The following is a 25,701-nucleotide window of genomic DNA, read 5'->3' on the forward strand; positions in this document are numbered from 1 at the left end:
AACTGGTCCAGCTGGGTCTGTGGATCCTGCCCTTTATCCAGAGTAGATACTCTGGCATATAGTGCTACCCGTTTGGCCCGATTGTTCTGTTTTTTCATTTAATTGCTTATCAAAAAGGAACTCCTTTACAAATATACTTTTTAACGCTTAAAAACAGGCTTTAAACCTATTGCAGACGGGGTGAATTTTGATACCCTTTTTGATAGCCCCATTTTCATATGGCATCACGATTTTTGAACCAATCCCAGCGTGAACGTTACGAAAAGGTCCCGACAGAAATATCAGAATATGACCTGATGCAATTTTTCCAAATCACGCGGCAGGACAATATTTTTCTTAAATCGTTCAGAGGGGAGCACAACCGGCTAGCGATCGCACTCCAGATTGGGATTGTCCGGTTCATGGGTTTTCTTCCAGACAAATGGCAGCAGCAGATCCCGGCAAATGTAGCTGCCATGGTAAGTAGGCAACTGGATTCTGATATTGAACTGTTATTAATATACGGGCAACGGGATAAGACCAGAACGGAGCATTTAAATGTAATCTTAAAATATTTGAAATTCCGCCGGTGGCAGCCCCTGGATGAAATCTGGCTTTTGCCCTGGCTGCTCGATAAGGGGATGGAACATGACAACCAGCCGATATTGCTCAGGCAAGTGTGTTTAAAACTGGGGCAGGAAAAAATTATGAGGCCGTCTATTGGGACATTGGAAAGGATTGTTGGTAGCCTGGATGAACAGCTGCACCAGGAAACCTATCGAAGGCTTAGTTTGCTGCTGACCGAGGAAATGAAGGCCAGGCTGACGCAAATAGTCGAATTGGACGATACCGGCGGCATCACTTTGCACCGTTGGCTTTGCCAAGTCCCCACCAGCAATACGCCCAGGGCTATTAACCAGACGTTGGAAAAGATCAATTTTTTAAAATCATTAAACGTCCATGAATGGGACTTATCGGTAATAAGCCTAAACCGCAGAAAAAGGCTGGCCCAAATAGCCAGGAATGTTTCTAACAAGTATCTACAGCGGATGAACGCTACAAGGCGGTACCCGATTTTAATTTGCTTCCTGTATGAGAGCCTGATAGATACCAATGACAAGGTGTTGGAAATGTTTGATGATTATTGGGAGCACATTGTCAACGGATCAAAAAAGCAACTCGACACATATCAGCAGACCTTGTTCAAATCACAGAACGAGGCGATGAAAACCCTGTCCCAGACTGTTAGTATTATCATCAATGACACCATTACAGACGATCAGCTCCGTACCTGTATTTTTGAAATATATCCAAAGGAAATGCTCAGGGAGGCATTACTGGTAACCGGGGCTGCTCTTCGCCCAGCCAGGCAAACTTACTTATACTATCTGAACAACTACTATACAACCTTAAAACAATTCACCCCTAACCTTCTTAAAACCATTGACTTTCAAATTGCCCATTCCAAAGATGGCTTTCTGGGTGTGCTTGATATTTTGACCGGGTTGCAAACGGGCAAAAGAAGAAAACTGCCTGATGACGCGCCGATTGATTTTATAACGCCTTCCTGGAACAAACTGATTTTTGAAAACGATCAGCAACAGCCGGAAGCCCTTCCACAACGCCAACCTTACGAATTATGTGCCCTGGCCAACTTGCGGGACCGGCTCCGTGCGGGCGATGTATTTATCAATATCTCCCGAAAATATGCCGACTTTAACTCGTTGCTTCTTTCAAATGTGCAGTGGGAACTGCTACGACAGGATTTTTGCAATCAAATGTCAATGCCAACTCTTCCCACCGAGCGTATCGACCAGCGCTTGCAAGAGCTGGAATCACTGTTGAAACCGCTGGATGAGCTCTTGAATGCGGGTGGAGAGATCCGGCTTGAAGAAGGCATCCTGGTAGTGCCTGCATTGCCGGCAGAAGATGTACCCTTTTCAGCAAAAGCACTCCGGGAACAAATCAATCAACGGCTCCCGAAAGTCAACATCACAGATATAATTAAAGAAGTGGATGCATGGATAAATTTTTCCGAACATCTTCATGGATTGGAAAATGAACCGCGTAACCAGGAACACCAGTCTATTTTATATGCGGCTGTTTTTGCATCCGGATGTAATATTCCTCTGTCGGATTTGGCTAGGTCTTGTGAGATTGACTATCAAACGCTTTGGTGGACAAGCAATAACTATCTCTCAGAAGAGAATCTTAAAAAAGCCAACGATGCACTTGTTAACTTTCATTATCAACAATGGTTGAGCGGCTATTGGGGCGGGGGCACACTTTCATCCTCGGACGGGCAGCGGTTCCCGACCAGCGGGAAAATCCGGAATGCGAAGGCGCTCCCCAATTATTTTGGTTACGGTAAGGGAATTACCTTTTATACACATACCTCGGATCAATATAGCCAGTATGGCAGCCGGAGCATTTCGTCCACCGAAAGGGACGCCACTTACGTACTTGATGAAATTATAGGCAATGAAACCGATTTGACAATACTCGAACATACAACCGATACGTCAGGATATTCGGACCTAATCTTTGCGCTGTTTGATCTGCTGGGTATGGATTTTTGTCCAAGGATCCGGGACATAAAAGATCAGCGGCTGTGTAAAATCAAGGATCGGGAATGGGAATACCCTGCTTTGAAATTCACCGGTCGTGTTAATCCTGATTATCTCAAACAACATTTTGACGAACTTCTCAAAGTCGCAGCTTCCATTAAATCAGGGCGTGTAACCGCTTCATTGCTAATCTCTAAGCTTCAATCGTACCCGCGCCAAAATAACCTGATGTATGTTTTGCAGGCTTATGGCCAGCTGGTAAAAACCATTTTTATCCTTAAATACCTGCTTAGCATGCCTTTACGTAGAAAGATCAACACACAGCTGATCAAAGGAGAGCAGCTGCACAACCTAAGACTTTATCTTTGGTTTGGCGGCGATGGGATTGTACGCAGAAAACAAGAAGAACAACAGCAAAAAGTGGTCAGGAGCTTGAACCTGATCACCAATATTGTCCTGGTATGGAACACGGTTTATATACAAGAAATTATCAAAGAATTACACCAGGAAGGATATCCGATAGATGAAAATGACTTTGAATTTATCTCTCCTGCTCCATTTGCCCATATCAACCGGTTGGGAAAATACTCCTTCAACACAAACCCGGATCTTGGAGTCAATGGCTTACGGCCTTTGAGAAAGCCAAAACTAAATACATAGTTTACTAACGCCGTTTTCCGGCTATTTGTAAGAAGAACCTCGATACGTACAGGTGAACCGCTCACAGTTGTGCGACTCCCTGACACCGATAGTTTGTTGGGTGATAAATTAACGGCTTTTGCTCCGAATACAACGGGCATACTCTACACCAAACAGCGTCCTGCCGAAATCATCAAACAGCTTTTCGATGTAGGGTTGTTATTTGACGTGGTCACCGATCTGCGGATAGTTGAGCAGTCTTTCAATCATACGGCTCAGGAAGAGATTGCTTACCGTCGGCTAAACATCACCCCGACCGATGTGCTGACCGATGTAGCAGACACGGCCATGTTGATTACAAGACGGGATGACAAAGACTACCGCTTTATCCAATTGCAAGAAGGGATTCGGCGGCTGGCCAGTTTTGCCATTGGAACGTTTACTATCGAAGGGGCTATTCTGGCTGGGGCGAAAGCGGCCTATATTAGCAGACTACTGTCTGAAGGAGCTACAGCGTTACGTCGCTATAAACAACCAGGCGACATTACCGACTGGCAGCTTTCCGACCCTACAGTGAATCGACTCAACAAGTTAAAAAAGTCGCAACCGGAAGCGTTTTATTACTGGTATCTGGCTCTTGCCTAAGCCCGCCCTTTCACATACGTTTCCAAAGCCTCGCGCACGATGTCGCGTATCTCAATGTCTTCTTCGACCGAAATCCGGCGAATGGCTTTGTGTAGGGCTTTGGGGACTTTCGTATTAAGCTGAACCAGATCATCGACGGGTGCCGCGCTTGGCTTAGCCGTTGCTCTCGGTTCAGATGTCGTAACGGGGTTTACTTCCTGAATAGGAGCTTTGGGCGGTTCGTTTTTCAGCTTATCAGCCAGGCGGGCCTGCCGTTCTTTAAGGGTCTCTGCCATGATGTCGCGTGGTTAGAGTTGTTCAATGATTTCATCGGCCAGGTCGGCCATTTCCTCGTGGGCTTTGCTGTCTTCCAACTGCACAATCCCCCCGGCAATGACCGACCGAATGTAGCTGACCCGTTCATGAATACGGGTTTTCAATGTCGGAATCGGGTAGGCATCCAAAATGTCCTTGATCTCCCGGTTCATCGACGTGCGGGGCTTCACCATGTTCAGCACGATGCCGGCGCGTAGGTTGGGGTAAGCCTGCTGCGTCTCCTGGAGCAGTGCCATCGTTGCTTTCAGTGCCATCGCATCAAGGTAGCTGACCTTCGTTGGCACCAGGACAAAATCAGAAACGGAGAACAGTTCGGAGAGCTTGCTGGTCAGATACGGGGGCGTGTCGATCAGCAGCACGTCTAACTCAGGATAGTTGCCTTCCTGAAGAGCCTCGTAACTGATGAGGGTGATACCATCGAGAAGCGTATCCAACCCCTGTACGCTGCCTTGCAAGTCGGTATCAACGATACCCACCCGCTTGATATCTTTCAGGTAAAAGGCCAGATTCAGAGCCAATGTGGTCTTACCCACTCCGCCTTTCTGATGCGCTACAGTGATGATTTTCATGATAAAGTCACCGGGTCAGTTGTAGCAGCAAAAATGGAAAAAAAAGTGAAATAGTCAGCTATCCAGATAGCCTAAAAATAGAAAAGTAGTTAACTATTTGACTACTCAGCTTATAATCAACGAGTTTTTATGCCGCTTGTAATGTTTAGCGACAGCCAGAAGCTACCTAATTAACCAGAGATAGAACCCGTTCAACAGTGAAAATACCCACGACGCGCTGGGTTGTTGAGAAAATATCAGACGCTTTCACCGGAGTGTACTGTCCAGCCTTGGGCGTACCAATCACAAATTGATAAAGCGTAATCGGAAACGAATAGGTAATCTGCTTACCACCCGCCCCGCCAACGTTGCGATCAATCAACGTCATGGCGTTGTAGTCGGTGAGAATGTCTTTCTTGATGGTAAAGTACGTGCCTCCACCTGATTTCGCATCTACGGCATATGTACCCAGGTCGAGCTGATCGTACCGCCCGGCGGTACCGTCGCCTGTCAGTGAAAACTGTACTGAATCACCTTTAGCCTGCACCTCCACCATATAGCCACTGCCTTTGATCTGTCCCCGGCTTTCGGTGTAGCCATTATCCAACTGAAGCCGGACACAGGTATAGCTGCCACTGAGCCGAACGGCGGGAGTAGCAGACTGCTCATTTTGAACATCGGCAGTTGATGGAGCGTCGGTGTGGGAAGGTGAGCAACTCAGTAGGAAACTAAAGAGGACAACGAGAGCAAGTAAGGCTGAAAAGCGATTTAGTAAAGTAAGCATATTGGATAAACAGGATAAAGCTGTATGTAAAGGTACGACTGTTTCCAAATTATATGAAATGACCACTGTGACGTAAATTTTAAAGCAGTACCCTTGTTCAATTGACAAAGAATAACATACTGAATATAAGGGTAAACAAAATTTTATAAATAAAATTTTGTTTATTTTTATTTAATTAATTAAACATTTATATAATCTTTGCAGGGTCATCTGGCCGGAGACAGAACCTTTCAAAACATACGTTATATGAAACGAATCAACGCCGTAGGGCGCGTAGTACTCCTCGCTGCCTTAACGACAACCACAACGTTTGCCCAGACCGTAGACCAAACCAAAGGGATTGGAGCCGGCGTTCAGGTGCTCACGCAGACGACCAGAGACCTACAAGAATACTTCCGGCCAATGACCACCGTCATGTACGTGATCGCGGCCATCGTCGGGATTTTTGGGGCCTTTCGCATTTACTCCAAAATGCAGGCGGGGGACCAAGACGTACAAAAGTCAGCCGTCAACTGGGGCGGCTCGGTACTGTTCCTGCTGGCCTTTGCTGCCATTCTGCAAGCCGTGTTCTTCCAGAACGTATAAACGTGCGCCAAGCATGAATCAACTTAAAACAGGCCTTTTGCTGGGCTGCTGCCTGATGGCTTACGCGGGCATGGCGCAGGACGTAAACCTAAATGGCAGTGTGGCCACGCACGTAGGTATTGACTCGCAGTTTACCAATCCAATCCTAAGCCGGATGCCTACGTTTCTCAAATTCGTTTGGGCGGTGTGCGGCCTGATGGCCCTAATTGGAGGATTGCGTATCTATGCGCGGGTGCAGGCCGGTACGGGCGATTTTGCTTTAGAAACCTGGCGGTTAGCGTCAGCCGTGATTGGTATAGGGGTTGTTGCTCTGTTTCTGCAAGGATGGGTGAGCTACCGGATGCCTGGCGTTACGGCGGCTCGCTTCGGTATCGACAAAGTGCTGTTTCGGGGCGGTGAAGACAACTCCGAGGTGACCGATACGGCACCGGGTAACGTAGCGGCTACTCCGTACCTGCCCGGTCAGGATGCGCGCCTGGACTCGATTCGCAACTATTACCGCACAGCGTCTGACTCACTGCGCGAGCACACTCGATGATTCTGCTATACGACGAATTTCAGGCCTACGGTCAGATCAAATCCATTGGTTTATGGCTCTGCGCGTTGGCCGCCGTGATAGCGGGGTTCCGCATTTACCAGACCTGGAACCGGGGCGAAGATGTCGAAGGGCCGTTGGTACTGTGGCTGACCAGTATCGCCTTCTGTGGCGGTGCGGTCTATGGGGTAGATCGCTTCATTCTGAGCGGTGCGTTCTCGTCTTCGTTCGGGGGAAGCGATTACCTCGCCCAGCAATACACGCAGTCGATGGCCATTGAGGGCAACCGGGCGGCTCTGCTACTGGGCATTGTGGTGGCGATCATCGGCCTGATTCGGGTGTTCCAGAAGTTTCGGCGGGGCGACGACGACCTCTACGAATTCATGTTCAAGTGGTTTGGCTCATTGGCTTTCCTGTTCCTGATGAGTTCCATTATCTCAGCCATGCTATGAAGTCTTATTCTATTTACCGTGGAGTCGATAACGAAATTGAGTTTCGGGGCCTGCGCGGGCAACACTTTTACTACGCAGCCGCCGGGCTGATTGCCTCCGTCTTCGTGACGCTGTTCAGCTACATCGTGGGCCTACCCATTTTATTGGCTATTCTGCTGCTGGCTCTGGGGGCGGGGGGTACGTTGACCTGGTGCTTTACCCAACAAGGCCGTTACGGTCGGTGGGGAGCCATGAAGCAAAAGGTGCAGCGGCTCAAGCCCTCGTTTGTGTGCCAATACCAATCATTCAACCGGCTGGTGCCCGTGCGCCAGCACACGACCCGTAAAGCACGATGAAGAAAAAGAAGGCACTTACTGACCTCTTCCCGATTCTCTGCATCGACGGGCCGACGGGGTTTATCGTATCCAAAAACGCCGACATCACGATGGCGTTCGAGTTGCAGGCACCAGAAATCTTCGCGGTATCCGATACCGAATACGACGCGTTGCACGATGTACTTGTTCGCGCGGCTAAGGTGCTGCCTGTGGGCTATATGGTGCATAAACAAGACCTGTTCATCGAAGACGTATATACACCTGCGTTCGAGAGCGAGTTTTTGCGCTCGTCTAACTACATGGTGTGGGAAAACGAGCGGCATTTCAGCGACCGGCCGTACCTGCGCCACCGTTGTTATCTATACGTGACGCGCCCGGCGACCCCTCCCCTAAAGCGCACGAGCGGGCAGTCGTCGCTACTCAAGCGACACCTGGTGCCAAAGGAAATGCAGGAAAGCCGCACGTGGGCGGAATTTGGCGACGTAGTGAATCAGTTTGCGGCCATCGTTCAGGATTCGGGCAAGATGAAACTGCATCGGCTAACGCCTAACGAACTCCTCGACAATGGTGAACAAACGGGGCTGTTTCAACGCTACTTTTCGCTGTCATTAGACGACCCGACGCTGCACGACATCGACCTGACGGACGGGCTGACGGTAGCCGGGCAACGTACCTACACCTACACGCTGTCGGAGTTGGACGACTTCCCTAATGAGGTGTACAACTCCGCCCGGCTGGAGCAGTTTTCGACCGATAGCAGCCACTTCCCCATTTCGACCGGTTCGGCACTGGGGATGCTGCTGCCTTTCAATCACATCTACAACCAGGTACTACTGATTGAGGACGGCCACGCGCTGACGAATCAATTGGTGAAAGAAGTAAAGCGGCATACGTCGTTTGCGGCCTGGTCGAAGGAAAACGAGGTGAGTATTCGCTCGAAGGATGCGTTTATGGATGAGGTTAAAGACCGGAACCGGCGGGTGGTGCGGGCGCATTACAACGTGCTGGTGTTTCACCGCGACCCCGATGTGGCCGATACCTACCGTTCACAAACGGCTGCGGCTATCTCGAAACTGGGTTTCAAGCCGAAACTGGCCAGCCACGATGCGGAGACGCTGTTCTGGTCGTGTATCCCCGGCAACATCGCCGAGATTGGGGCGGATAACTTAGCGACCTGTTTTCTGGAAGAAGCCACCGCGCTTTGGAACACGGAGACCAACTATCGGGATGATTTCTTTTGCAAGAACGGGCTACTGCTCACCGACCGCTTTGGTCGCCCGTGCATGGTGGACCCGTTCTTTGGGCCGATGGAGCGGGGCATCATCGCCAACCGCAACTTCATGGTCGTCGGACCGTCGGGGTCGGGTAAGTCGTTTACCATGAACAACATGGTGTTCTACCTCCTCAGCCACGGGATGCACATCAGCTTAGTCGATGTAGGCGGCTCCTATAAACGGCTCTGTGCGCTCATGGGGGGCCGGTACGTCACCTACGAACCCGACAATCCGATTGAGTTCAACCCCTTCTACAGCCGGGATTTGGACCCCGACGAGGAGACGAAGGACGCGCTGGCTAACCTGTTGATGGCCCTCTGGAAGAAAGACGGTGAACCCGCTACAAAAGCCGAGGAAGTGACCATCGCTAACATCGTGCACGAGTATTACGGAGCCATGCGCCGGGCGCGGGAAGCGGGTGACGAGCCGTTCACCTGCTTCGATAGTTTCTATGAGTTTACGCGGGATACGTACCCGGCCATTTTCGCCCGGAACATGGGGTCGGAGCGGGAGTTCAATCTGAACAATTTTCTGTACGTGCTTCGCCCGTTTCACGCCGACAACCAGTATGGTTACCTGCTCAACTCACGTCGGAACATCGACCTGATGGAACTGCCCTTTGTGGTATATGAGTTGGATAACATCAAAGACCACCCCGTCTTGTTTCCCATCACCACCATCATGATTATGAACACCTACGTGCGTAAGCTATTCAGTGTCAAGGGTGTGTTGAAGATGCTGATCATCGAAGAAGCGTGGAAAGCGTTGGCGAAGGAAAACTTCGCGCACTTCCTCCGCTGGTGCTCGAAAACGGTACGGAAGCATTTGGGGTCGCTGGGTGTGGTAACGCAGGAGGTGGATGATCTTGTTGGTAATCCGATTGTCAAGGATGCCATTATCAACAATTCGCCCATCAAGTTTCTGCTGGACCACCAGAACTACGAAAAGCGGTTTCCCGAAATCATGCAGACGTTGTCGTTGTCGGAAAAACAGGCGGATATCATTCTGAGCATCAACAAAGGCAAAGACCCGAACCGCCCGCCCTACAACGATCTGGCCTTGCTGCTGGGTGACTATTGTAAGGTGTACGGGCTGGAAGTCAGCCGCACCGCCTACGGTACGTTCACCACCGAGCGGTCGGAGGTAGAACAGATAAACGAACTGGCGAAAGTGGCTTACGGCAATGATTTAGAGTCGGCTGTAAAGGGCTGGGCGCGGGGCGAACGGGCCGGGGGCTACCTGCCCGTCAATGCGCAGGGCGTACCGATGCTCCATCCCAACGGACGGGCACCCAAGCCGGTGAACGGGGCCACGCATTACTCAAAGCCGTAGCCCCGAACAGACCAACACATTTTTTACAACAAACCAACCGATGCAAACCAACCGACTTATGCGGGTGGCCGGGCTACTGCTTTGCCTGTGCCTGGTCCCTCCCGCCCTTCAGGCTCAGTTTGTGGTGAGCGACCCCATCCATACGGCGGTATCGAACCTGATGTCGCTGATTCAGAAACCGTCTTTTAAAACGATGGTGGATGCTATCGAGAAGCTGAAGAAGGTGAAAGGGGCCGTGCAGAGCTACCATCGGGGTCAGCAACTGATTCAGACCGTGCAGCAGACCACCCGGACGCTGCAAAGTATGTCGACCGTCATCAGCAAAGACGGGCATATTTACCCGGCGGAGTACGCGCTAATTGCCGACGACCTGAGTTCGATGGGTACCCACGCCAATGATATTCTGAAAGATATGCGGCAGGGGTCATCGCAGAACCTCTTCGAGATGAACGATCAGGGCCGGATTGAGTGGATTTTCCGGGCCTACGAGAGTGCCAAGAAGTTTCAGGGATTGGTGAACAACTACTATTACAAGGTGCGGGGGCTATCGCTGCGCCGGGTACGTTCACAAAAAGACTGGCAGATGACCAGCCGTCTGTACGCGATGGCCGAGCCAACCCTGAACAAACAGGGCAGCTACCAGGAGGTGCAGTTCATGCTGGGCGAGAAAGGGTATGACGACGATTACACCGACCGCAGCAAATCGGCTCTTGACGAAGAAACCATCGCGCAGCAGCAACGGCAGAAGCAGGCCGAGATCGACCGGAAAACAGCCCTGATGCAGGAGTGCCAGGACCGGCTTCAGATTGCTGACTTGCAGGGAGAACAGCAGGCATTCGCCGAGATGAAGTTTCTGTACCCGCCCTATTTCGATCCCGAAAAGAAAGGCAAACCAAACGGATACGTTGACCCCCACGACGGGCATATCATCTCCGATGAGGAGTTCGGGATTCTGGTACGCATTCGCGGCCGACAGATAGCCGCCGACAAACGGGCCGCCATTCAGCGCGAGTGCCAGGAAAAGATGAACAGCATCGGAGGATAAGCGACTGACTTAGAAGCTACGCACGTACCAAATCACTTACATCTTATGCTATTCGACGCGTACAAAACATTGCTGGGCCTTTACGCCGACATGACGGCTTCGACGATGGACATCACAGCCCTCATCGAAGCCAAGATTCGGGCAGTAGCGGGCATTGGCGCACTGGTCTATATCTTCTCACGACTTGTTCCGCAGGTGATGCGGTCGGAACCGATTGACTTCTTTCCGTACCTGCGCCCGTTTATGCTGATGGTGCTTATTGGCCTTTCACCCCGTATCTGCAACGGCATCGACAAATTGGGAGAAAGCATCCGCTCCGCCGTGGAGCGGCAAAACGGCACCCTCTACGAGAAGATTGCCGAGCAAACCAAACTCCTCCAACAGACCGTGGATGCCAAGTGGCAGGAGATCGGCGAACATCCCGAACTGTTCCGGCAGGTTGACCCTTCGTTCGATCCCGACGCGTTCGGGTCGAGTCTGAAACTGAGCTTTGCGGAATACTCCGAGAAGTTTAAATACGAGCTGCTCTCCTACACACAGGACATCCTGCTGGCCCTGATGCAACTGGCCGAGTGCATTCTGTTCCTCATCTCGTTCACCTACCGACTGGTGTTACGGATGGGTGCGCCGATTGCCATCGCGCTGGCCGTATTTCCCGGCATGAGCAACAACATTGCGGAGTGGTTCGGCAAGTACATCAACTACACGCTACTCCCTACTGTGGCGGCCATTTACTCCTCCATCGCCTTCAAGGTTACGCTCAAATACTTGAGCTACTACGACCCTAAAACCATCGTGCTGGGCAACGCGGGCGGTGCCGAAGCACACACGCCGGAGTACATGGGCCTGGCGTTCATCGGTATTCTGGTGATGTGCTTGATTGGTTACTGTCAGGTGCCGTCCATGACGAATATGCTGGTGACAGTGGGCGGAGTCGGCGCGATGGTGCAAGGTGCTACGAGCCTGGCTAAGTCAGGCGCGGGTACGGTGGCCTCCCCGGTAACTAAGCCCCTCAAAGCGGCTGGCCACTCGGTTGCAACCCGCGTTGGTCATAGCATCGGCAACAGTGTCACCAACGTTGCGCGGCTCGGTGGCAATATGGCGGCTGGCGTGGCCCGCTCTCCGTTTACGATGGCCGCGCACGTGGCCGGGGGGGTGGCCCGTGGCGCACGGGCAGGAGCATCGTCGGGCGGGAGTGCTGTTGGCCGGGGAGTTAAAGGGTTCGCGGGGGGCGTGGCCGGGGCCGTCATCGGGACGGGGGCCGGGGCTGTCGCGGCTGCTCACGGGGCCACCGTTGGAGCCTACCGCAAGACGTACCCGACCAAGAAAAATCAACTTTGATTCATTGCCTTGCAGCTACTCTGATTTCTTGCTTTTAGGAAAACGAAACCCAATGAATTACCATCAAAACAACCTGTTAGTCAAGCACAAACACACCATGTGGCTTTGTGTGGGCAGTCTGCTCACGCTGGCCGTTGTCGTTACCTGGAGCATCGTCTGGAGCTTTGGCCGCTACCGGCAGGCGACGCAGTACACCTATGTATTCCACCACAAAGGGGCCGCTGTTTCCATCTACGACGAACGTAGTATCCCCCTCATCACCAAATTAAAACCTTATCAACCTTACCGATGAAAGAGCTACTGCAATTGGAAAAGGATTTTCAGCGGGGGCGTTGGCTGCTGATCGCGGCTTTCGGGTTTAGCCTGGTTGTGGCCCTCACCGCCGTGGGTCTGGCGTTTAAATACAGCAACGAGTTCAGCAAACGGATTTACCTCGTCAACCGGGGCGAAGCCATTCAGGTGACGTGTGGCAGCGTGACCGACAACCGCCCGGCAGAGCTGCGGCATCACGTCGGGCGTTTCCACGAACTGTTCTTCACCGTTTCACCGGACCCGAAATCCATTGATGACAACATCCGTCGGGCCATGTTTCTGTGCGACGAATCGGCCAAGCGACTGTATAACAACCTCGCCGAGCAGAATTTCTACCGCGATATGGTGCAGGGTAACGTAACGCAGCGGGTGCAAATCGACTCGGTGGTGGCCGACCTGCGCCATTACCCCTACCGGGCCATCACCTACGCCCGGCTGGTGCAGGAACGGGCTACGGCAATTGTGCATCGGAGCTTAGTTACGCAAACTAACCTGGTTGACGTGAACCGGAGCGACAACTCACCCAACGGGCTGCTCATGCGCGACTTTCACATTCTGTCGTCGCGCGTCACGCAGGAATACAGCAAATAAGATGGGCCTGTTTGGATTTATAAATCGCCCTCCCCAGCCGGAGCCGGGCGAACGTACCCAGGATCATCCCGCCTTCCGGTTCGGTAAGCTGGTAGCGGGTTATATGACCCGGCTGGAGCATCGTTTCGCCAATACGCTGAATCAGGGACAGCACCGCATCGGGTTTGGGGCCAGAAATACCCTGCTCGTGATTCTGGGCACCTTTTTTCTACTCTATTTTATTGCCTTACTGACGCGATGAATTCAACTGAACAACCGCAAAACAACCCTTTTTTTGATACACCGATTGAGGAAACCCCCGCTCCCGGAAGCGAGACGGTTCAGAAAGGCAAGGTGGGCCGTAAGCAGATTCTGCTGCTTTTCGGCGGGTTTGCCTTCCTGCTCGGCGTAGCTATTTTTGGTTTTCTGGGCGGGTTTATCTCCTCCGACACAGCCAACCCAAACGCCCAAACGCCTGATGGCGGAGCCTCGGCGTTAGCTCCTCCTGAAGCCCGGCCTCACAACCTCGATGCCAAAGAGAAGTACGATAAGTACGGCTTCGACGCGGGTACGCTCAATCCGACCCAATCATCGGCCATTGACCGGCAGGCCGCTTCGGGTACCCAACTGCTAACGGGCAAAGACCCGTCGATGGCACGGGCCACCAATGAGACGCTGACCGACACCGATCTGAACGCTATTCGTAAACAGGCCGGTCAGACCACGGAGCCGTACCTGACGGCTACGGAGCGTAAATCGGCCAAACAACACCAGTTGAAACGCCAATTCGACCATCAGCAAGCCGAGCGGGATGCCATTTACCGGACCATGCACCGTTCGGCGAAAGGTCGTGAACAACTGGCCGAAGAGCGTATTGCCAAACGACAGCGCGACCTCGACCAACAAACCGCCGATGTGCTACTACGGCAGATTGACCGGGCCAATGGGCGAATGAATACCGGGGCTACTGGTAATGGCTTACCCGCCACAACCGAGCCACTGCATATGACCGAGTACCGGGAATTGAAAGCGAAATACGGGGGCGAGTTGCCTCCCTCCTACCGTACCTTGTTCAAGCGAGAAATCGCAGCTGAGGAAGGCACGGCTGGTATGGAAGACGTACCCACGGAATCTGTCATGTCGGCCCGACCAAACGGCTCACCAGATCGAAAGGCAATAGATTTAAGTAACACGGGCTTTTATGGACTATCGACATCGGCAGCTAAGCCAGTAGCGAACCCTTCGGCAACGGGTACGTCCATTCCCGCCGTTGTACACGGCGATGGCGACGCTGTGACGGTGCAGAACGGCAGTACGTTGAACCTTCGCCTGACGGAAGAAACCAGCCTTCGCTTGAACGGCTCGTGGGTCAAACTTCCGGCGCACACGCTGTTGGCAGGTACGTGCAGCATCAGTGCCGACCGCGTCAACATCGCTGTAACGAGTGTACGACTGGGCAATGACATCTACCCCATTCGGCTGACAGCCTACGACTTAGATGGCCGTGCGGGCCTTTCTGTACCCAAGCTGGCCGATAAAAACCGGGTGGCGCAGGGTCTGGGAACCTCGGCGGGTCAGGCTGTCTCGTCGCCCTACTACTTCGTACCGCAAGGCTCATTCGGGCAGCAGGTGGGTAGCCAGTTAGCCATGCAGGTGACCAACACCGCGTTTCAGGGCATCCGCTCCCTGGTGCAGTCCAAACTGACGGCCGTTAAGGTAACGGTCAAACCCAATTACCGCATTTTCCTCCGCGCCGAGCAAGCCGCTGCCGGTTATTCCAACTAACGATTCAAGACAACCTATTCATGAAACGTCCTTTCTTACTCTTTTTTATTGCCTTTACGCCCCTTCTGGCCCTAAGCCAAACCACTAAGCAAGCCGGGCGGGGTACTCGCTTTCAGGCATCGGTCAAACCGATTGCGGGCAAAACCCTTCCGCTATTGGGAATTACGCCGAAAGCTCCGGGTACGCTGGCCCTGCTTGCCCCCACGGGGACAAAGGCCGTTCGGCCAACGCGCACTGAGGGTGCTATGGTTGAGCAATCGCCCACCACCCCAGCACCCAAAGCTGCTACCCCGGTTCGGGTGGCCAATCCCGAGTTGGTCGAGCGCGTTCGGGAAAAACCGTATCTGTTACCCATCGACCGGGCGGCTGTAAAAGGGTCGTACCCGCTGGGTATTTCCGACCGGAAGACGACGCACATCATCTTTCCAGCGAAGATTAAAGAGTTCGACGCCGGCACCGACTACGTCCTGGCGCAAATTCCTGAGACCGTCACGAATGTCCTGCGCGTGAAGGCCAACCCGAAAGCGACGGTGTTTTGTCAGGCCGATTCAGGCAAGGAAACCAACATGACTGTGATTACCGAAGACGGTGGATTTTTCTCCTTTCTGATCCGCTACCAGGAAGAACCGGAGATTTTGAATATTAACATGGCCAACAACGTCATGGCCGACGATTACACCAGCCGGTCGCTGGGCATCAACCGAGCTGCGGCCATTACGTTCGTACAGTCCGTATCAGCAACGGATGGGGTGCCGGTGGCGGAAGCTGACTTACAGAACTATTGTGAGCGGGTGCTGGAGCGCAAGCCGTTCATGCGTAACATCGGGGCCTCGTCGATGCGGCTTACCAACCTGCTGACGGGCATCTACGTTGCCGACAAAGTGATGTATCTGCAATTCAACCTCCGCAACGACAGTCAGCTTGATTATGAAGTTGATTTTGTGAAGTTCTACGTCCGCGACAAAGAGAAGCTCAAGCGCATGGCGGCTCAGGAAGTCGAGCTAAAGCCCTACGGCCGCTACCCGGTGGAACCGAAACTACTCCGGGCCAAAACGGAGCAGCAAGTGGTGTACGCCCTGCCCATGACGACGCTCACCGAAGACAAAGTGATGGAGGTTGAACTGTATGAAAAGCAGGGTGGTCGCCACCTCCGCTTTCAGGTCGAAGCCGACGTACTCCTCTTAGCCAAACCTTTCTAAGCCATGACCAAACCTATTTTTTTACTGCTGTTCACCTGCGTGCTCTCGGCTGAAACTCACGCCCAGACGCACCTCAAAGGGCAACGTTTTGTGGAGATACAGGGGGGCGTGGTTGATGGGTTCTCGGCCCATCATCAATTGGGCATACAGGGCCTTATCTCGACGGGCTGCTACAACCGGCAGTACAACGCCTGGAAGGCGACAGCCAGCTATATGCAGAAGCCAATCATTGGAACAGACATGACCTCGGCGGGTCAGCTTCGGCAAGTCAGCATTGGCTGGGGATACGAATTTAACCTATGGCGTAATGCCTACCGTACCCGATTCGTGCGCGGCTCTTTTCAGCCAATCGCTACCTATGAAACAGTACCTGCTTCATCAAGCCCAATGATGTCCGATTCGATTTGCGCGACGATGCCATCGGGCGGCAGGTTTATAGTGGGGGCCGAAGCAGGTGTCGAAACGGAGTTTGCCCCGGTGATTCTGAGCATCCGCCAACGGTGGTTACCCAAATCAGGTATGCAGTCGTTCTACACGTTGGTTAGCGTGGGCTGGCGGTTGCATGGGCGGTGAATACTTTACTACACTTGTAGTGTAAGCCTCGCGGGTAGTCAACCGCGAGGCTTCATGGTTTATCTGCGATACAGGTATCCTGTCTTTCTCTCATCAGTGTTTTGTATCCCATACGGAAGCTCAAATTGGCCGAATGGAGCGCAGAACGACTCGACAAACCGTTTGAGTAGCCTGGATTCCTCAAGTACCTTAGCATCGTCCGATAAATGGTCAATTAAAGGTTGAGTAGCCAGCAAAATTAGCTTGGCTCTCGCTCGCGAAGCCAACACATTAAAGCGTCGGAGATTGTACAGAAACTCGTCTTCTGAGCGAATTAAATCAGGGTCACCAATCCCAAATGAAGCAAAAATTACGTCGCGCTGTTGGCCTTGAAACCTCTCTACAGTATCGACGGCTCCCCGGATTTTCTCCGGCTTATCATTGGGGAAAAGCTCTTGCAAACGAGTAACAATTCGGCTCATTTGTGCCCGGTGAGGTGTTACGATGCCAATTGCTTTATCCCAAAATTCGGTGCCAGATTCGTACACTTCATCTGTAACAGGTTTCTCGCTGTTATCAGGAAGAAGCTCGTGGAGAAGTTGACTTCTTAAACGTCCCCGCAGTAAAAATACCATAGCCGCAATTGTATCGGCTTCAAAGTCGTTTACCTGTCCCGAAGCATCATCGTCGTACACAAAAGCTGTCGTGGGGTAAGCTGGGTCGAGCAGTTGCCCCCAACCGGATGTCCACACCAACTCACCGGGCCAATTTACAGGCTGAATATCAGGTAGGGCAGGTAAGTTAAGACGCAGATCGGGGCTGAATGCGCGTAGGCGAGAATCGTACCCTGCCGTGCGGATGAACTCAACAAGCGTAGCGTTTGAGCGGTAGTTCCAGTTCAGCGGCAATGGTTCTACTCCCTGTACATGCCGTGTGTATTCAAAAATAGAACCGACGTAGCGCTCCAGGTGCGTCGGGGCTTCAGCCTGGTGGATGGGAGGCAGTTGTAAATCATCCCCTGCTAAAATGTAGGCTCCCTCGTCCGTTGCCTTCGACAGAACCAACGTCGCTGATGCCACATCCATCTGCGAAGCTTCGTCAATGATGACCAAGTCAAACCACTGCCGTTGCGTCATCATTGGACGAGCATCCTGTTTGTTTCGGGTGGGAGCCGATTTGTACTTTGTGCTCACTCCCAGATTATGAATTTGGTGTGGGATTCCGGCGACGACAGTTAGTCCTGTCGGTGTAGTCAATTCGTCCTGAAGTTGCTGTACTTCTGGCGGGGCTTGTAATTGCAACGGAACCAATGGCTGTATTTCAGCAGGTAGATTTGCGGGCGTTTCCTTAGTGCCACCCTGCAGTCGGACCATATGCACAGGTACGTTGGGCAGTACCGCGTTTAGCAAATCCGGCAAGTCAAGCAACACGTTGTCAATGGCTGAGTAGCCATTCGCCGAGATCAGAATCCTCAAAGGGATATTTCGCGAATGAGCATCGAGTAAGGCTGCAACAATGATGGCGCGTAATGTCTGACTTTTACCCGTGCCAGGAGGACCCCAAATTAAACTTAACTGCGTCGTGAGTGAGGTCCGCCAGGCGGTCCACTGCCAATCATTTAAATTTCGACCTTTTGTCTCAAGCACACGTTCCACGGCTGGCCTCACGGCGGCAACATCACGGACAATAGCAGTAGAAGCTAAAGATGACCCATCCCATAGAAAGCGGGCTGCGGGCGTAAGCGGATCATAATCGTTAGTAGCCTTTGGGGCGACGGGGGGCAATCCCAAAGCGACACGAATTGTAGCATTGTCCTGTGCCTCCGCTAATTTCGGGTAGCCTATGCCGGTAAGTGTAAACTTAACTTTTTTAGTTAAATGATCTTTCTCGACCGGATCTAGCATCACATCTGAAGAGAGATCAATCAAACCAGCCTCTTCTATAGTGTATCTGACACGCTGATTACCTCGCGCGGGGTCATCAACGCGAGTTAAGTATGCATGGCCATCTAATCTTAAGGCAATTAGCTTGTGTTGTCGATCAATTGCTTCAACTGTTACACTTGTTAAGCCTGCATCTGCAATAGTGTTAAGTTCTCCTGTTCCTTCAACTTTATAATCGGGTTCGCACAAACGCTTTGGAAACTGAACCAGAAAATCAGGACGGCTACGCGGAGATAATGCAAAGCCAATATCGCCCGGACGAACGTTAATATCTCGTGAGTCATCGCCCAGTCGGTACACCCAAAGCCCCGTACTCGTCTGCAAATTCTTACCAGCCGTTTCGCTTAGTTGGCTCAACGCATCGGTACGTTCTTTACCTTCTAACCGAACGGGCAGGTACGCCGATTTAAACTTAGCTTCCCGCTCATGAGCAGGCATGGCGCGTATGGCGTAAGATTCCAAATCCTGCAAGGCCGCGTTTAGCCGCGTAAACTCATAAAGCAACGTGCTGAATGGGGGCAGATTTGTTAAACCGCGAGGTGCCCGATTGGTCAGCTCAGGAGCAGCCAAACGAGCAGGCAGCAAGTCATCTCTCAGGTCTCGTTCTAACCGCGTGACAACTACGCCCAGCGCAAGGAGTTTGTTCTTGGTCGCCTGTTCAATATTCGCCATCACTCGTTTCCACTGTCCCCGGCGAGTCCACAATTCATGAATTCGCTCAGCCGGAATTAAATCGCTCAATGGGTCTTGATAGAGTGTAAAGATTTCGGGCGGAGTAAATTCTGGCGTATGATACTGTTGAGCTACCCCGGCTAAGGTGTAGTGATGCGGCAAATTAACAGCGATAGTATTGTGTACAACCTGTCCAACAAGCGTAAATGGACTTCGCACGGATGCTTCGTCGTGGTTAACTAACAGTTCAGGAGGAGGAAATAGCCAAGCTAATTCACGAATAGTTTGGTCGGCCAAAATAGCGGCCAAGTGCCGCCCGGCAACTCGTTGTAATTGCCGACGTTGTGCGTCGTCCCATAGAAAAATCTGATATGTTGAACGCTTCGGTATGCGGTCAGGATCGGTGGGGTCATTCCGGCGACCTGCTGCGATGTCATCCGTATCGGAACGGCGGACTTCCTCAAGTATACCTCGTAAGGCTCGTAGAAAATTTAGAAACTCGGTGCGTTCACGGTTCAAATCGCGCGTATCGACAACGAAAACCTCTGTATATCCGTCTTTCTCCCGCTCGTTCCAACGTATTTTGTGTCTATCGTCCGCGTTTAAAACGCTATAGGGTTCGAGCCAGAAAGCACGCAAACCAAACGTAACAGTTATAGCACTGGCTAAGTCATAATCGAGAAATACATAGACGTGCAAGTCGGGCCATCTCGGCATGAGCGCATCAGAGCCAGAGTTGGGCAATACTGAAACCGTGTCGTGCAGCAAAGCCGCTGCTCGTCCGGGAAAGCGTTCCCGCTGAGCCCGTAAGGAGGGTGTCCGCCGAAAAAACTCGTGGTCGGGTTGAAACTGCGCCAACTCAACTACAGTAGGGGTACCTAACTGTTTTCTGTTTCCCTGCGTCAAGTTGATAACCTGTGATGTATGACCGGTACGACGCGCTTCAGGCCAGCACCATAGATAATTATAGCTGATACTCCCATCTTCCAACGGCCAGGGGTATCCCATAAATTCGCAGCCGCTACATCCATAATCAACGTGCCAAGGCAGTTGCTGCCAGGGCGTAGCTAATACTTCAGGAAGTACGTCGGTAAAAAAACGTCGTAAACGGGCCACGAACGTATCGAACGGGGCCAACTCAATGTCGTCTTCCACGGCCTTGGCCAGATTTGCCAATGAAACTGGGATGCCTTGCTGTGTCAGTTTATACCGGGCCTGCATGACCGCCGAAGCGTCGTAGCTACCTGGCCAAACGGCAGAAGCAGCTACCACAACAAGCCGGTCTGTCAGGTTCTGCTCCTGTAACCATCCCGCTAACGTCAGGGCATAGTAAACCACTTCGGCGAAGTAATGTGCGCCGGGTTCCGAAGCCAGTTTAATGTCGATAACCCGGAGTCGTAAGCGATTGTCAGTATCTGCTAATTGAGTAAGCGAGCCGTCTGGAGCTAGGGCCCACCCATATACTGCTTTCTCATCAAGGTCAGCCTCTGAACGAGGAGGCAAGACCTGTATTAGATCAGCATGGTTGAAGCTGAAATCTAGTGGATTGCCTCGTTCATCGACCAACGCCACCACCCCCATACCTTGCCGGAACGCGACTGTGTCTGCGGTGTATTTCGCTTCAACGATGAATTGGTGCGGCCTTAAACCAGCGTCTATAATTGGTCTCAAATCCTGAGGTTGCGCCCGATTCTTCGGGCCACCTTTTACTTGTATAACACTGTCGGCTCCAAACACATCGACTAATTCATCGACTTTTTCCTCTTGCCAATTGTAGCCCAACTGACCGGCTATTCCAACTCCTGCACGCGCTTTCTGCGTTTCGGGCATTCCATTCTCTTTACGTGCATCGTCGGTTGGGTACATGCTGAGACGAAGCCGTCGTTTACAGCCATTTCGGATAAATGCCGAAAGAACCTTCTTCTGAAAAACAGGCATGGACGTATTAAAGTGGATGAGGGGTTAAATCGACACCAACGGCTCTGAAGCCTAACTCTCTTGCTGCCAGCAACGACGTATTGGAACCGGCGAAGGGGTCTAGCAGCCATCCGGGTCGTGTGGTTTCGCTACAACCACAGCTTTCCCAACCAACGTGCTGCTTCAGTGCGAACGTAAATTCACGGAAGTACCCACCTAAAGCCTGCTTGGCTTCGTCGGCCAATTGCTGGACTCGGGGCGAATTTTTGCCTGATCCATTTTGCAGTTTTTTACCCATTCCGACATCGGAAATACCAACGGCACGAATAGCAGCTAAGTGGTCTTCGGTTAAGTTATGTTCTTGAAAAAGTTCGATGGCTCGCCGGGCTTGTTTGCGGTTCGGGTTAAGAGCTGGCGACGGTTCCACTTGCCGCTGATGAGGTTTGCCACACTGTTCACAGACCCGCTCAGGACAAGCCAATAACAGAATTCGCCGGGCTAATTCTTTAGGAAAAGGAGCTACGTGTCCACTTTGACCCCGGCTCGGTGCTACGTGCCAGACATCGCCAATTTCGGCCTCCGGTATACGGTCGTTTAGAGCAAACCGGTCAAAGTAATACGTCTCTGTTGCCTTCTTTCTGGGTGGAACCAGTTGAAGAACAGTTTCGTGACGACTGGCTAGTCGGCGCGGTGAGGCTGTCGGCACACTGCTAGGTTTACTCCAAATTATCCGATGGGCAACCCTCCACCCCTTCTCCCTCATCGCCAACTCGAAAAGAATCGGAGTACCGACCAGAAACCCGTTATGATGCGTATCCGCCAAGTTAATAAATACTGAAGCATGAGGAGCCAACCAGCGTGCCCAGAGTGCTACTGTATCAGATAACACCTCTATATACTCATCAGGTGTATCTTCCTGACCGAGTTGTTCATCGTGTTCGTAATCTCGACGTTTCCAGTACGGCGGGGACGTTAGAATTACATCAAAACCCTGAACAGGAAATTGCAAAGACAAAACATCTAAATTCTTTGCATTTCCCTGTAAAATTTGATGATCAGGTAAATGAATCTCAACAACAGGTGGCTCTACAACCATACCTTAAATCTATAGTTAATTGTCGAAAGTATAAAATAGGCTTGGTACATACAATCCCGTGTTGAGATGCAGATGGTGACTTCTTCTTTCAGATCTGTCAACTATCATTCACCCCTCCCAATCTGCACCACCATAATATTCATCCAGAGCCAGCATCTTCATCGCGTCCTGCTCAGCCACAGGCCGGGCCTGGAACCGCTCCGGGTTATCGATGCCCTCAGCAATGACGATGCTGACGACTTCGCCCATACTGTCCTTGACCTCATACACCGATACCGACTCCTGCTGCACAAAGACGAATTGAACATCGTCGTTTCCTCGTCCATCGAGAATTTTGCTACCTGATTGTTTGTGTTCGGCTCCCATAAGCTACCTAAATAGTTGAATAGTCAAATATACAACTATTGCTTAAAAATGCATTCATAGACCCTGACGTTTATAGCTTCTTGAAGCCTGCACGGGTTCGTCGGACTGCGCTGGTTTAGCTACTCCAGGCTGCACCTGCCCAATTGGTGTTTTGAGCGTTTGTGCTTTATGGCCTTCTATCGCCATTGGTGCGCCGGGCGTTAGGCCGTGCCGCTCCTCTATCGCCCGGCAGAACCGCCCGACCTCCCGAAAGTTAAAGCTGGTTTGGGCGGTGTTCCTACCGGTTCCGTCTACCCGGCTGGCGATGATATGAAAGTGTTCGTGTTCCCGATCCCGATGCCGGAAGGCTACCATTGGGTTATTCTCCATCCCAAATGTGCGGGCGAACGACTCGCAGATTTTCACCATGATGTCGGCTGAGGGGCACTCACCGGGCGGAAACGAAAAACTTTGGTGCCATACCGGTTTACGTACCCGGTCGTTCAGGCTGGCCACCGACTGCATGGCCGTAGCCATTTGTTCCAGGTTCAGCCGCTGCTTGTTCTCGGTTCGTAACTTCTCGTCGCTGACAATAGTTACGCCGACGTGTTGCACAAAGAGCAACTCACCCCGGATTCGGGTACGGTCGAGGCTGTGATTGGCGCGGGTTTCGTAATAACAGTACTGCATGGCGCCCAAAAAGCTGGAGCCAAACCGGGCTACTTTCCCTATCATTTTTTGGGATGCGGGTTAAAGCTATCGCTGATTTTTTGCAACTGCTCAAGCACTTCGGACAGGGTTAGCTGCTGCCCTTCTGCTATGAGCTTATCAAGTTGGGCAACGGTGGTGTACCGGGCCATGTTCGACTGGCAGTACTGCCTCACCTGCCCCGCAATCTCGCCCACTTCGTACACGACAGCCCGGATGTCCTGAGCATAGACCGAATCTTCTGCGGCTCGCTGACTGATATACCAAAGTGCCGTTGTGAGCCTGTCCAGTTTTCCCAATTGAGCCGTGACTTCGGGCGGCAGTTGGCGAAGCCGGGGCAGTTGATCTAACTGCCCCAATGCTCCTGTTCGCAATAGCTGCGACACACTGATACCCGATTGCTGACTGAGCGTTTTAAGGGCTTTTCGCTCCTGCGGTGAGAGCCGCACGAATACGCCCGTTGATTTCGTCTCGGATGATTTCTCCGGCCTGACCCCTACCCCGCCTTCCTTCTGCTTGCCTGCCATTCAAGACTCCTGTATATACAAAAACATAGCTTGCTACACACCTCAAGTTTGGTTGCATCGGTCAACTCGGTTGCCCCGTACATCTTTTGCAACGCTTGCAATTCGGCTGGCTTGGGTGCAGGCGTTGCTTTTACCAACCAGGTTGTCTTGTACACCCCTTGCAACTTACCCATTCAAACCAACCAAGTTGTTTCAGTTGTATGAGTTGCAAATATGTAATTTATTATTTTATTTTGTGTAATTTTTTACACAATTTAAATAGAATGACCGGGAAGATTATAGCCATTCACACGTCCAAAGGAGGCATGGGCAAGTCCACGCTCACGGCCATCATAGCTTCGTATTTAGCGTATGTCGACAAGCAGCGTATCATCGTGTTCGACTGCGACCCACCCCAGCACTCCATCTCTGATTTGCGGGAGGAAGAGTTGGCCACCCAATCTACATTGGCCCAAACCTATCATGCTCTTTCTACAACCGAGCTAATGCAGATGGCGCAACCTTACTCCAGTGCCAATGATCAGGCGGCTTTTGAACGGTACCGCAACAACCGACAGCACGGGGTAGCGGAGCACTATGCCATTCATGCCCTACCCTTCTCGGCACTCCAGGAATTGGATATGAACCGGGTACGTGCAGACTTCGACTACATCTTCCTGGATATGGGCGGGCAGTTCAACGCCGGGATTCTTCGCGCCCTTGCCGAGACCGATATACTATTGGTGCCGTTCACGACGCAGCAGGTTGACGTAACGGCTTCCATTCAGTACGTCGGGGCTATTCTGGATTATGTAATGAATAGGCAGCTACCTGACTACCTAACTATCCGGTGTTTTTGGAACAAGTACAAGTTCACTTTCAATCGACGGGCCGATGCATTGGAAGCCTATCTGTCCGGGGTGTTCCGAAACGAGGTGATGCCGGTTTCTTTCCTCCGAACGCGGCTTAACGATGCCGATGCCGGCTTCGACAGAGCAAAGATGCTGACGACCATAGCGTCGCCCGTGCTCATGCCGGCAGGGCGGTATGTCCGGCGAAAGGAAGATACAAAACCAGCCGAATGGCGGGAGGCTCAGTACTTACAGGACATCGTTGGCCTCATTCAGGAAATCAATTCGCTACTGCCTGTTTCAGCAATCGCTAATCGCTAATGGATCTCGACAAATACCGTCGGCCTACTCCGGCCAAAAGCGAAGAAGACTCTGCAACGCCATTAGGCCGCCACCACCCGCAAGCCCCGGCTCTGGGTGGTGCAGTCGATAGCCTACGGCAGAAAGCAAACCGCTACCGGGATTTCGTGCATCAGGAAGCAGAGCCCGCAAAGCCTGCTGAACCAGATACTTCTTCACCAACGTCCTCCCCTACCCTGGCCGAGGTCACTCCTTCGCCTGACCAGCCAACTACAGAAGTATCGAAAGGCAATAAATTTAAGTCGGATTCAACCCCGCGTAAGCAAACCGTCCGGCCACCGACTTCGCCGAAGAAACGGGAGCCGTCTCCCCAAACCGGAGTCAAGATTGTCTATCTGGATGATGCCATGCGCGAGGAATATATTCAGATAGCTGGCTATCTCATGTTGAAGCACCGGGTCAAACTAACTATGACCGCCTACTTCTGCTTCCTGCACGATCAGGCGGTGGCGCAACAATCAGACGAAACTTTTCTCAACACCCTTGCCCAATTCGTCAAGAGAGACGGAGGGGCGACAAACCCATAATTT

Annotated in this window: 25 protein-coding genes; 17 read left to right on the forward strand and 8 right to left on the reverse strand. The window is 52.0% G+C overall.

The window, feature by feature from the left end:
* Positions 1 to 218 precede the first annotated feature (218 nt).
* Together F5984_RS24120 and F5984_RS24125 are read left to right on the forward strand one after the other, a co-directional pair.
* Positions 219 to 3,206 carry a Tn3 family transposase gene (locus tag F5984_RS24120; RefSeq protein WP_138279465.1) on the forward strand — a complete coding sequence of 996 codons (2,988 nt, stop codon included), beginning with the start codon at positions 219 to 221 and terminating at the stop codon, positions 3,204 to 3,206.
* A 69-nt stretch (positions 3,207 to 3,275) separates the two neighbouring features.
* Positions 3,276 to 3,830, forward strand: coding sequence for a hypothetical protein (locus F5984_RS24125; protein ID WP_246169349.1), 555 nt, complete (start codon positions 3,276 to 3,278; stop codon positions 3,828 to 3,830).
* Here the strand turns inward: F5984_RS24125 and F5984_RS24130 are convergent.
* The 3 genes from F5984_RS24130 to F5984_RS24140 all read right to left on the reverse strand — a co-directional run bounded on the left by F5984_RS24130 (position 3,827) and on the right by F5984_RS24140 (position 5,477).
* Complete coding sequence (locus tag F5984_RS24130; RefSeq protein WP_019990975.1) at positions 3,827 to 4,105, reverse strand: hypothetical protein; 279 nt, start codon at positions 4,103 to 4,105, stop codon at positions 3,827 to 3,829. The genes F5984_RS24125 and F5984_RS24130 overlap by 4 nt on opposite strands.
* 12 nt (positions 4,106 to 4,117) lie before the next feature.
* On the reverse strand, positions 4,118 to 4,714 hold the full coding sequence (locus F5984_RS24135; protein ID WP_019990976.1) for a ParA family protein: 597 nt from the start codon (positions 4,712 to 4,714) through the stop codon (positions 4,118 to 4,120).
* Between the two features lie 166 nt (positions 4,715 to 4,880).
* Positions 4,881 to 5,477 (reverse strand): hypothetical protein, encoded by a 597-nt coding sequence (locus tag F5984_RS24140; protein ID WP_083940632.1) that lies wholly within the window; start codon positions 5,475 to 5,477, stop codon positions 4,881 to 4,883.
* Positions 5,478 to 5,723: 246 nt separating this feature from the next.
* Here F5984_RS24140 and F5984_RS24145 point away from each other — a divergent pair, with 246 nt between their 5' ends.
* The 13 genes from F5984_RS24145 to F5984_RS24205 are packed head-to-tail and all read left to right on the forward strand — an operon-like array spanning position 5,724 to position 16,794.
* On the forward strand, positions 5,724 to 6,062 hold the full coding sequence (locus F5984_RS24145) for a DUF4134 domain-containing protein (protein ID WP_019990978.1): 339 nt from the start codon (positions 5,724 to 5,726) through the stop codon (positions 6,060 to 6,062).
* Between the two features lie 13 nt (positions 6,063 to 6,075).
* Positions 6,076 to 6,600 (forward strand): DUF4134 family protein, encoded by a 525-nt coding sequence (locus F5984_RS24150; protein WP_019990979.1) that lies wholly within the window; start codon positions 6,076 to 6,078, stop codon positions 6,598 to 6,600.
* Complete coding sequence (locus F5984_RS24155) at positions 6,597 to 7,049, forward strand: DUF4134 family protein (protein ID WP_019990980.1); 453 nt, start codon at positions 6,597 to 6,599, stop codon at positions 7,047 to 7,049. Before F5984_RS24150 ends, F5984_RS24155 begins: the two co-directional genes overlap by 4 nt.
* The gene (locus F5984_RS24160) at positions 7,046 to 7,384 is read left to right on the forward strand and encodes a DUF4133 domain-containing protein (protein ID WP_019990981.1); all 339 of its coding nucleotides are present in this window, start codon (positions 7,046 to 7,048) and stop codon (positions 7,382 to 7,384) included. The genes F5984_RS24155 and F5984_RS24160 overlap by 4 nt, the downstream gene beginning before the upstream one ends.
* Complete coding sequence (locus tag F5984_RS24165; protein WP_019990982.1) at positions 7,381 to 9,969, forward strand: TraG family conjugative transposon ATPase; 2,589 nt, start codon at positions 7,381 to 7,383, stop codon at positions 9,967 to 9,969. The genes F5984_RS24160 and F5984_RS24165 overlap by 4 nt, the downstream gene beginning before the upstream one ends.
* Positions 9,970 to 10,009: 40 nt before the next feature.
* Positions 10,010 to 11,014, forward strand: coding sequence for a hypothetical protein (locus tag F5984_RS24170; protein WP_152126787.1), 1,005 nt, complete (start codon positions 10,010 to 10,012; stop codon positions 11,012 to 11,014).
* Between the two features lie 45 nt (positions 11,015 to 11,059).
* On the forward strand, positions 11,060 to 12,355 hold the full coding sequence (locus F5984_RS24175; protein ID WP_019990984.1) for a hypothetical protein: 1,296 nt from the start codon (positions 11,060 to 11,062) through the stop codon (positions 12,353 to 12,355).
* Positions 12,356 to 12,407: 52 nt separating this feature from the next.
* Complete coding sequence (locus F5984_RS24180) at positions 12,408 to 12,647, forward strand: hypothetical protein (RefSeq protein ID WP_019990985.1); 240 nt, start codon at positions 12,408 to 12,410, stop codon at positions 12,645 to 12,647.
* Complete coding sequence (traK, locus tag F5984_RS24185; protein WP_019990986.1) at positions 12,644 to 13,258, forward strand: conjugative transposon protein TraK; 615 nt, start codon at positions 12,644 to 12,646, stop codon at positions 13,256 to 13,258. The genes F5984_RS24180 and traK overlap by 4 nt, the downstream gene beginning before the upstream one ends.
* Position 13,259: 1 nt before the next feature.
* The gene (locus F5984_RS24190; protein WP_019990987.1) at positions 13,260 to 13,499 is read left to right on the forward strand and encodes a hypothetical protein; all 240 of its coding nucleotides are present in this window, start codon (positions 13,260 to 13,262) and stop codon (positions 13,497 to 13,499) included.
* Complete coding sequence (gene traM / locus F5984_RS24195; protein WP_019990988.1) at positions 13,496 to 15,022, forward strand: conjugative transposon protein TraM; 1,527 nt, start codon at positions 13,496 to 13,498, stop codon at positions 15,020 to 15,022. Before F5984_RS24190 ends, traM begins: the two co-directional genes overlap by 4 nt.
* 20 nt (positions 15,023 to 15,042) lie before the next feature.
* Entirely contained in the window at positions 15,043 to 16,221 is a 1,179-nt protein-coding gene (gene traN, locus F5984_RS24200) for a conjugative transposon protein TraN (protein ID WP_019990989.1), read from the forward strand.
* A 3-nt stretch (positions 16,222 to 16,224) separates the two neighbouring features.
* Entirely contained in the window at positions 16,225 to 16,794 is a 570-nt protein-coding gene (locus F5984_RS24205) for a conjugal transfer protein TraO (protein WP_019990990.1), read from the forward strand.
* Positions 16,795 to 16,853: 59 nt separating this feature from the next.
* Here the strand turns inward: F5984_RS24205 and F5984_RS24210 are convergent, their stop codons facing one another.
* From F5984_RS24210 to F5984_RS24230, 5 genes are all read right to left on the reverse strand, one after another.
* Positions 16,854 to 21,326, reverse strand: a complete 4,473-nt coding sequence (locus tag F5984_RS24210; RefSeq protein ID WP_083940633.1) for a DEAD/DEAH box helicase — start codon at positions 21,324 to 21,326, stop codon at positions 16,854 to 16,856.
* Between the two features lie 7 nt (positions 21,327 to 21,333).
* Entirely contained in the window at positions 21,334 to 22,401 is a 1,068-nt protein-coding gene (locus tag F5984_RS24215; protein ID WP_019990992.1) for a site-specific DNA-methyltransferase, read from the reverse strand.
* Between the two features lie 108 nt (positions 22,402 to 22,509).
* Entirely contained in the window at positions 22,510 to 22,767 is a 258-nt protein-coding gene (locus F5984_RS24220) for a hypothetical protein (protein ID WP_019990993.1), read from the reverse strand.
* 54 nt (positions 22,768 to 22,821) lie between these two features.
* Entirely contained in the window at positions 22,822 to 23,481 is a 660-nt protein-coding gene (locus F5984_RS24225; protein WP_152126788.1) for a relaxase/mobilization nuclease domain-containing protein, read from the reverse strand.
* A complete protein-coding gene (locus F5984_RS24230) occupies positions 23,478 to 23,981 on the reverse strand; it encodes a plasmid mobilization protein (RefSeq protein WP_019990995.1) in 504 nt (167 codons plus the stop codon). Before F5984_RS24230 ends, F5984_RS24225 begins: the two co-directional genes overlap by 4 nt.
* 263 nt (positions 23,982 to 24,244) lie before the next feature.
* Here F5984_RS24230 and F5984_RS24235 point away from each other — a divergent pair, with 263 nt between their 5' ends.
* Entirely contained in the window at positions 24,245 to 25,132 is an 888-nt protein-coding gene (locus tag F5984_RS24235) for a ParA family protein (protein ID WP_019990997.1), read from the forward strand.
* Positions 25,132 to 25,698 carry a hypothetical protein gene (locus F5984_RS24240; RefSeq protein WP_019990998.1) on the forward strand — a complete coding sequence of 189 codons (567 nt, stop codon included), beginning with the start codon at positions 25,132 to 25,134 and terminating at the stop codon, positions 25,696 to 25,698. The genes F5984_RS24235 and F5984_RS24240 overlap by 1 nt, the downstream gene beginning before the upstream one ends.
* The last annotated feature ends 3 nt before the right edge of the window (positions 25,699 to 25,701 follow it).

The sequence above is a fragment of the Rudanella paleaurantiibacter genome, from assembly GCF_009184635.1.
Taxonomy (GTDB): domain Bacteria; phylum Bacteroidota; class Bacteroidia; order Cytophagales; family Spirosomataceae; genus Rudanella; species Rudanella paleaurantiibacter.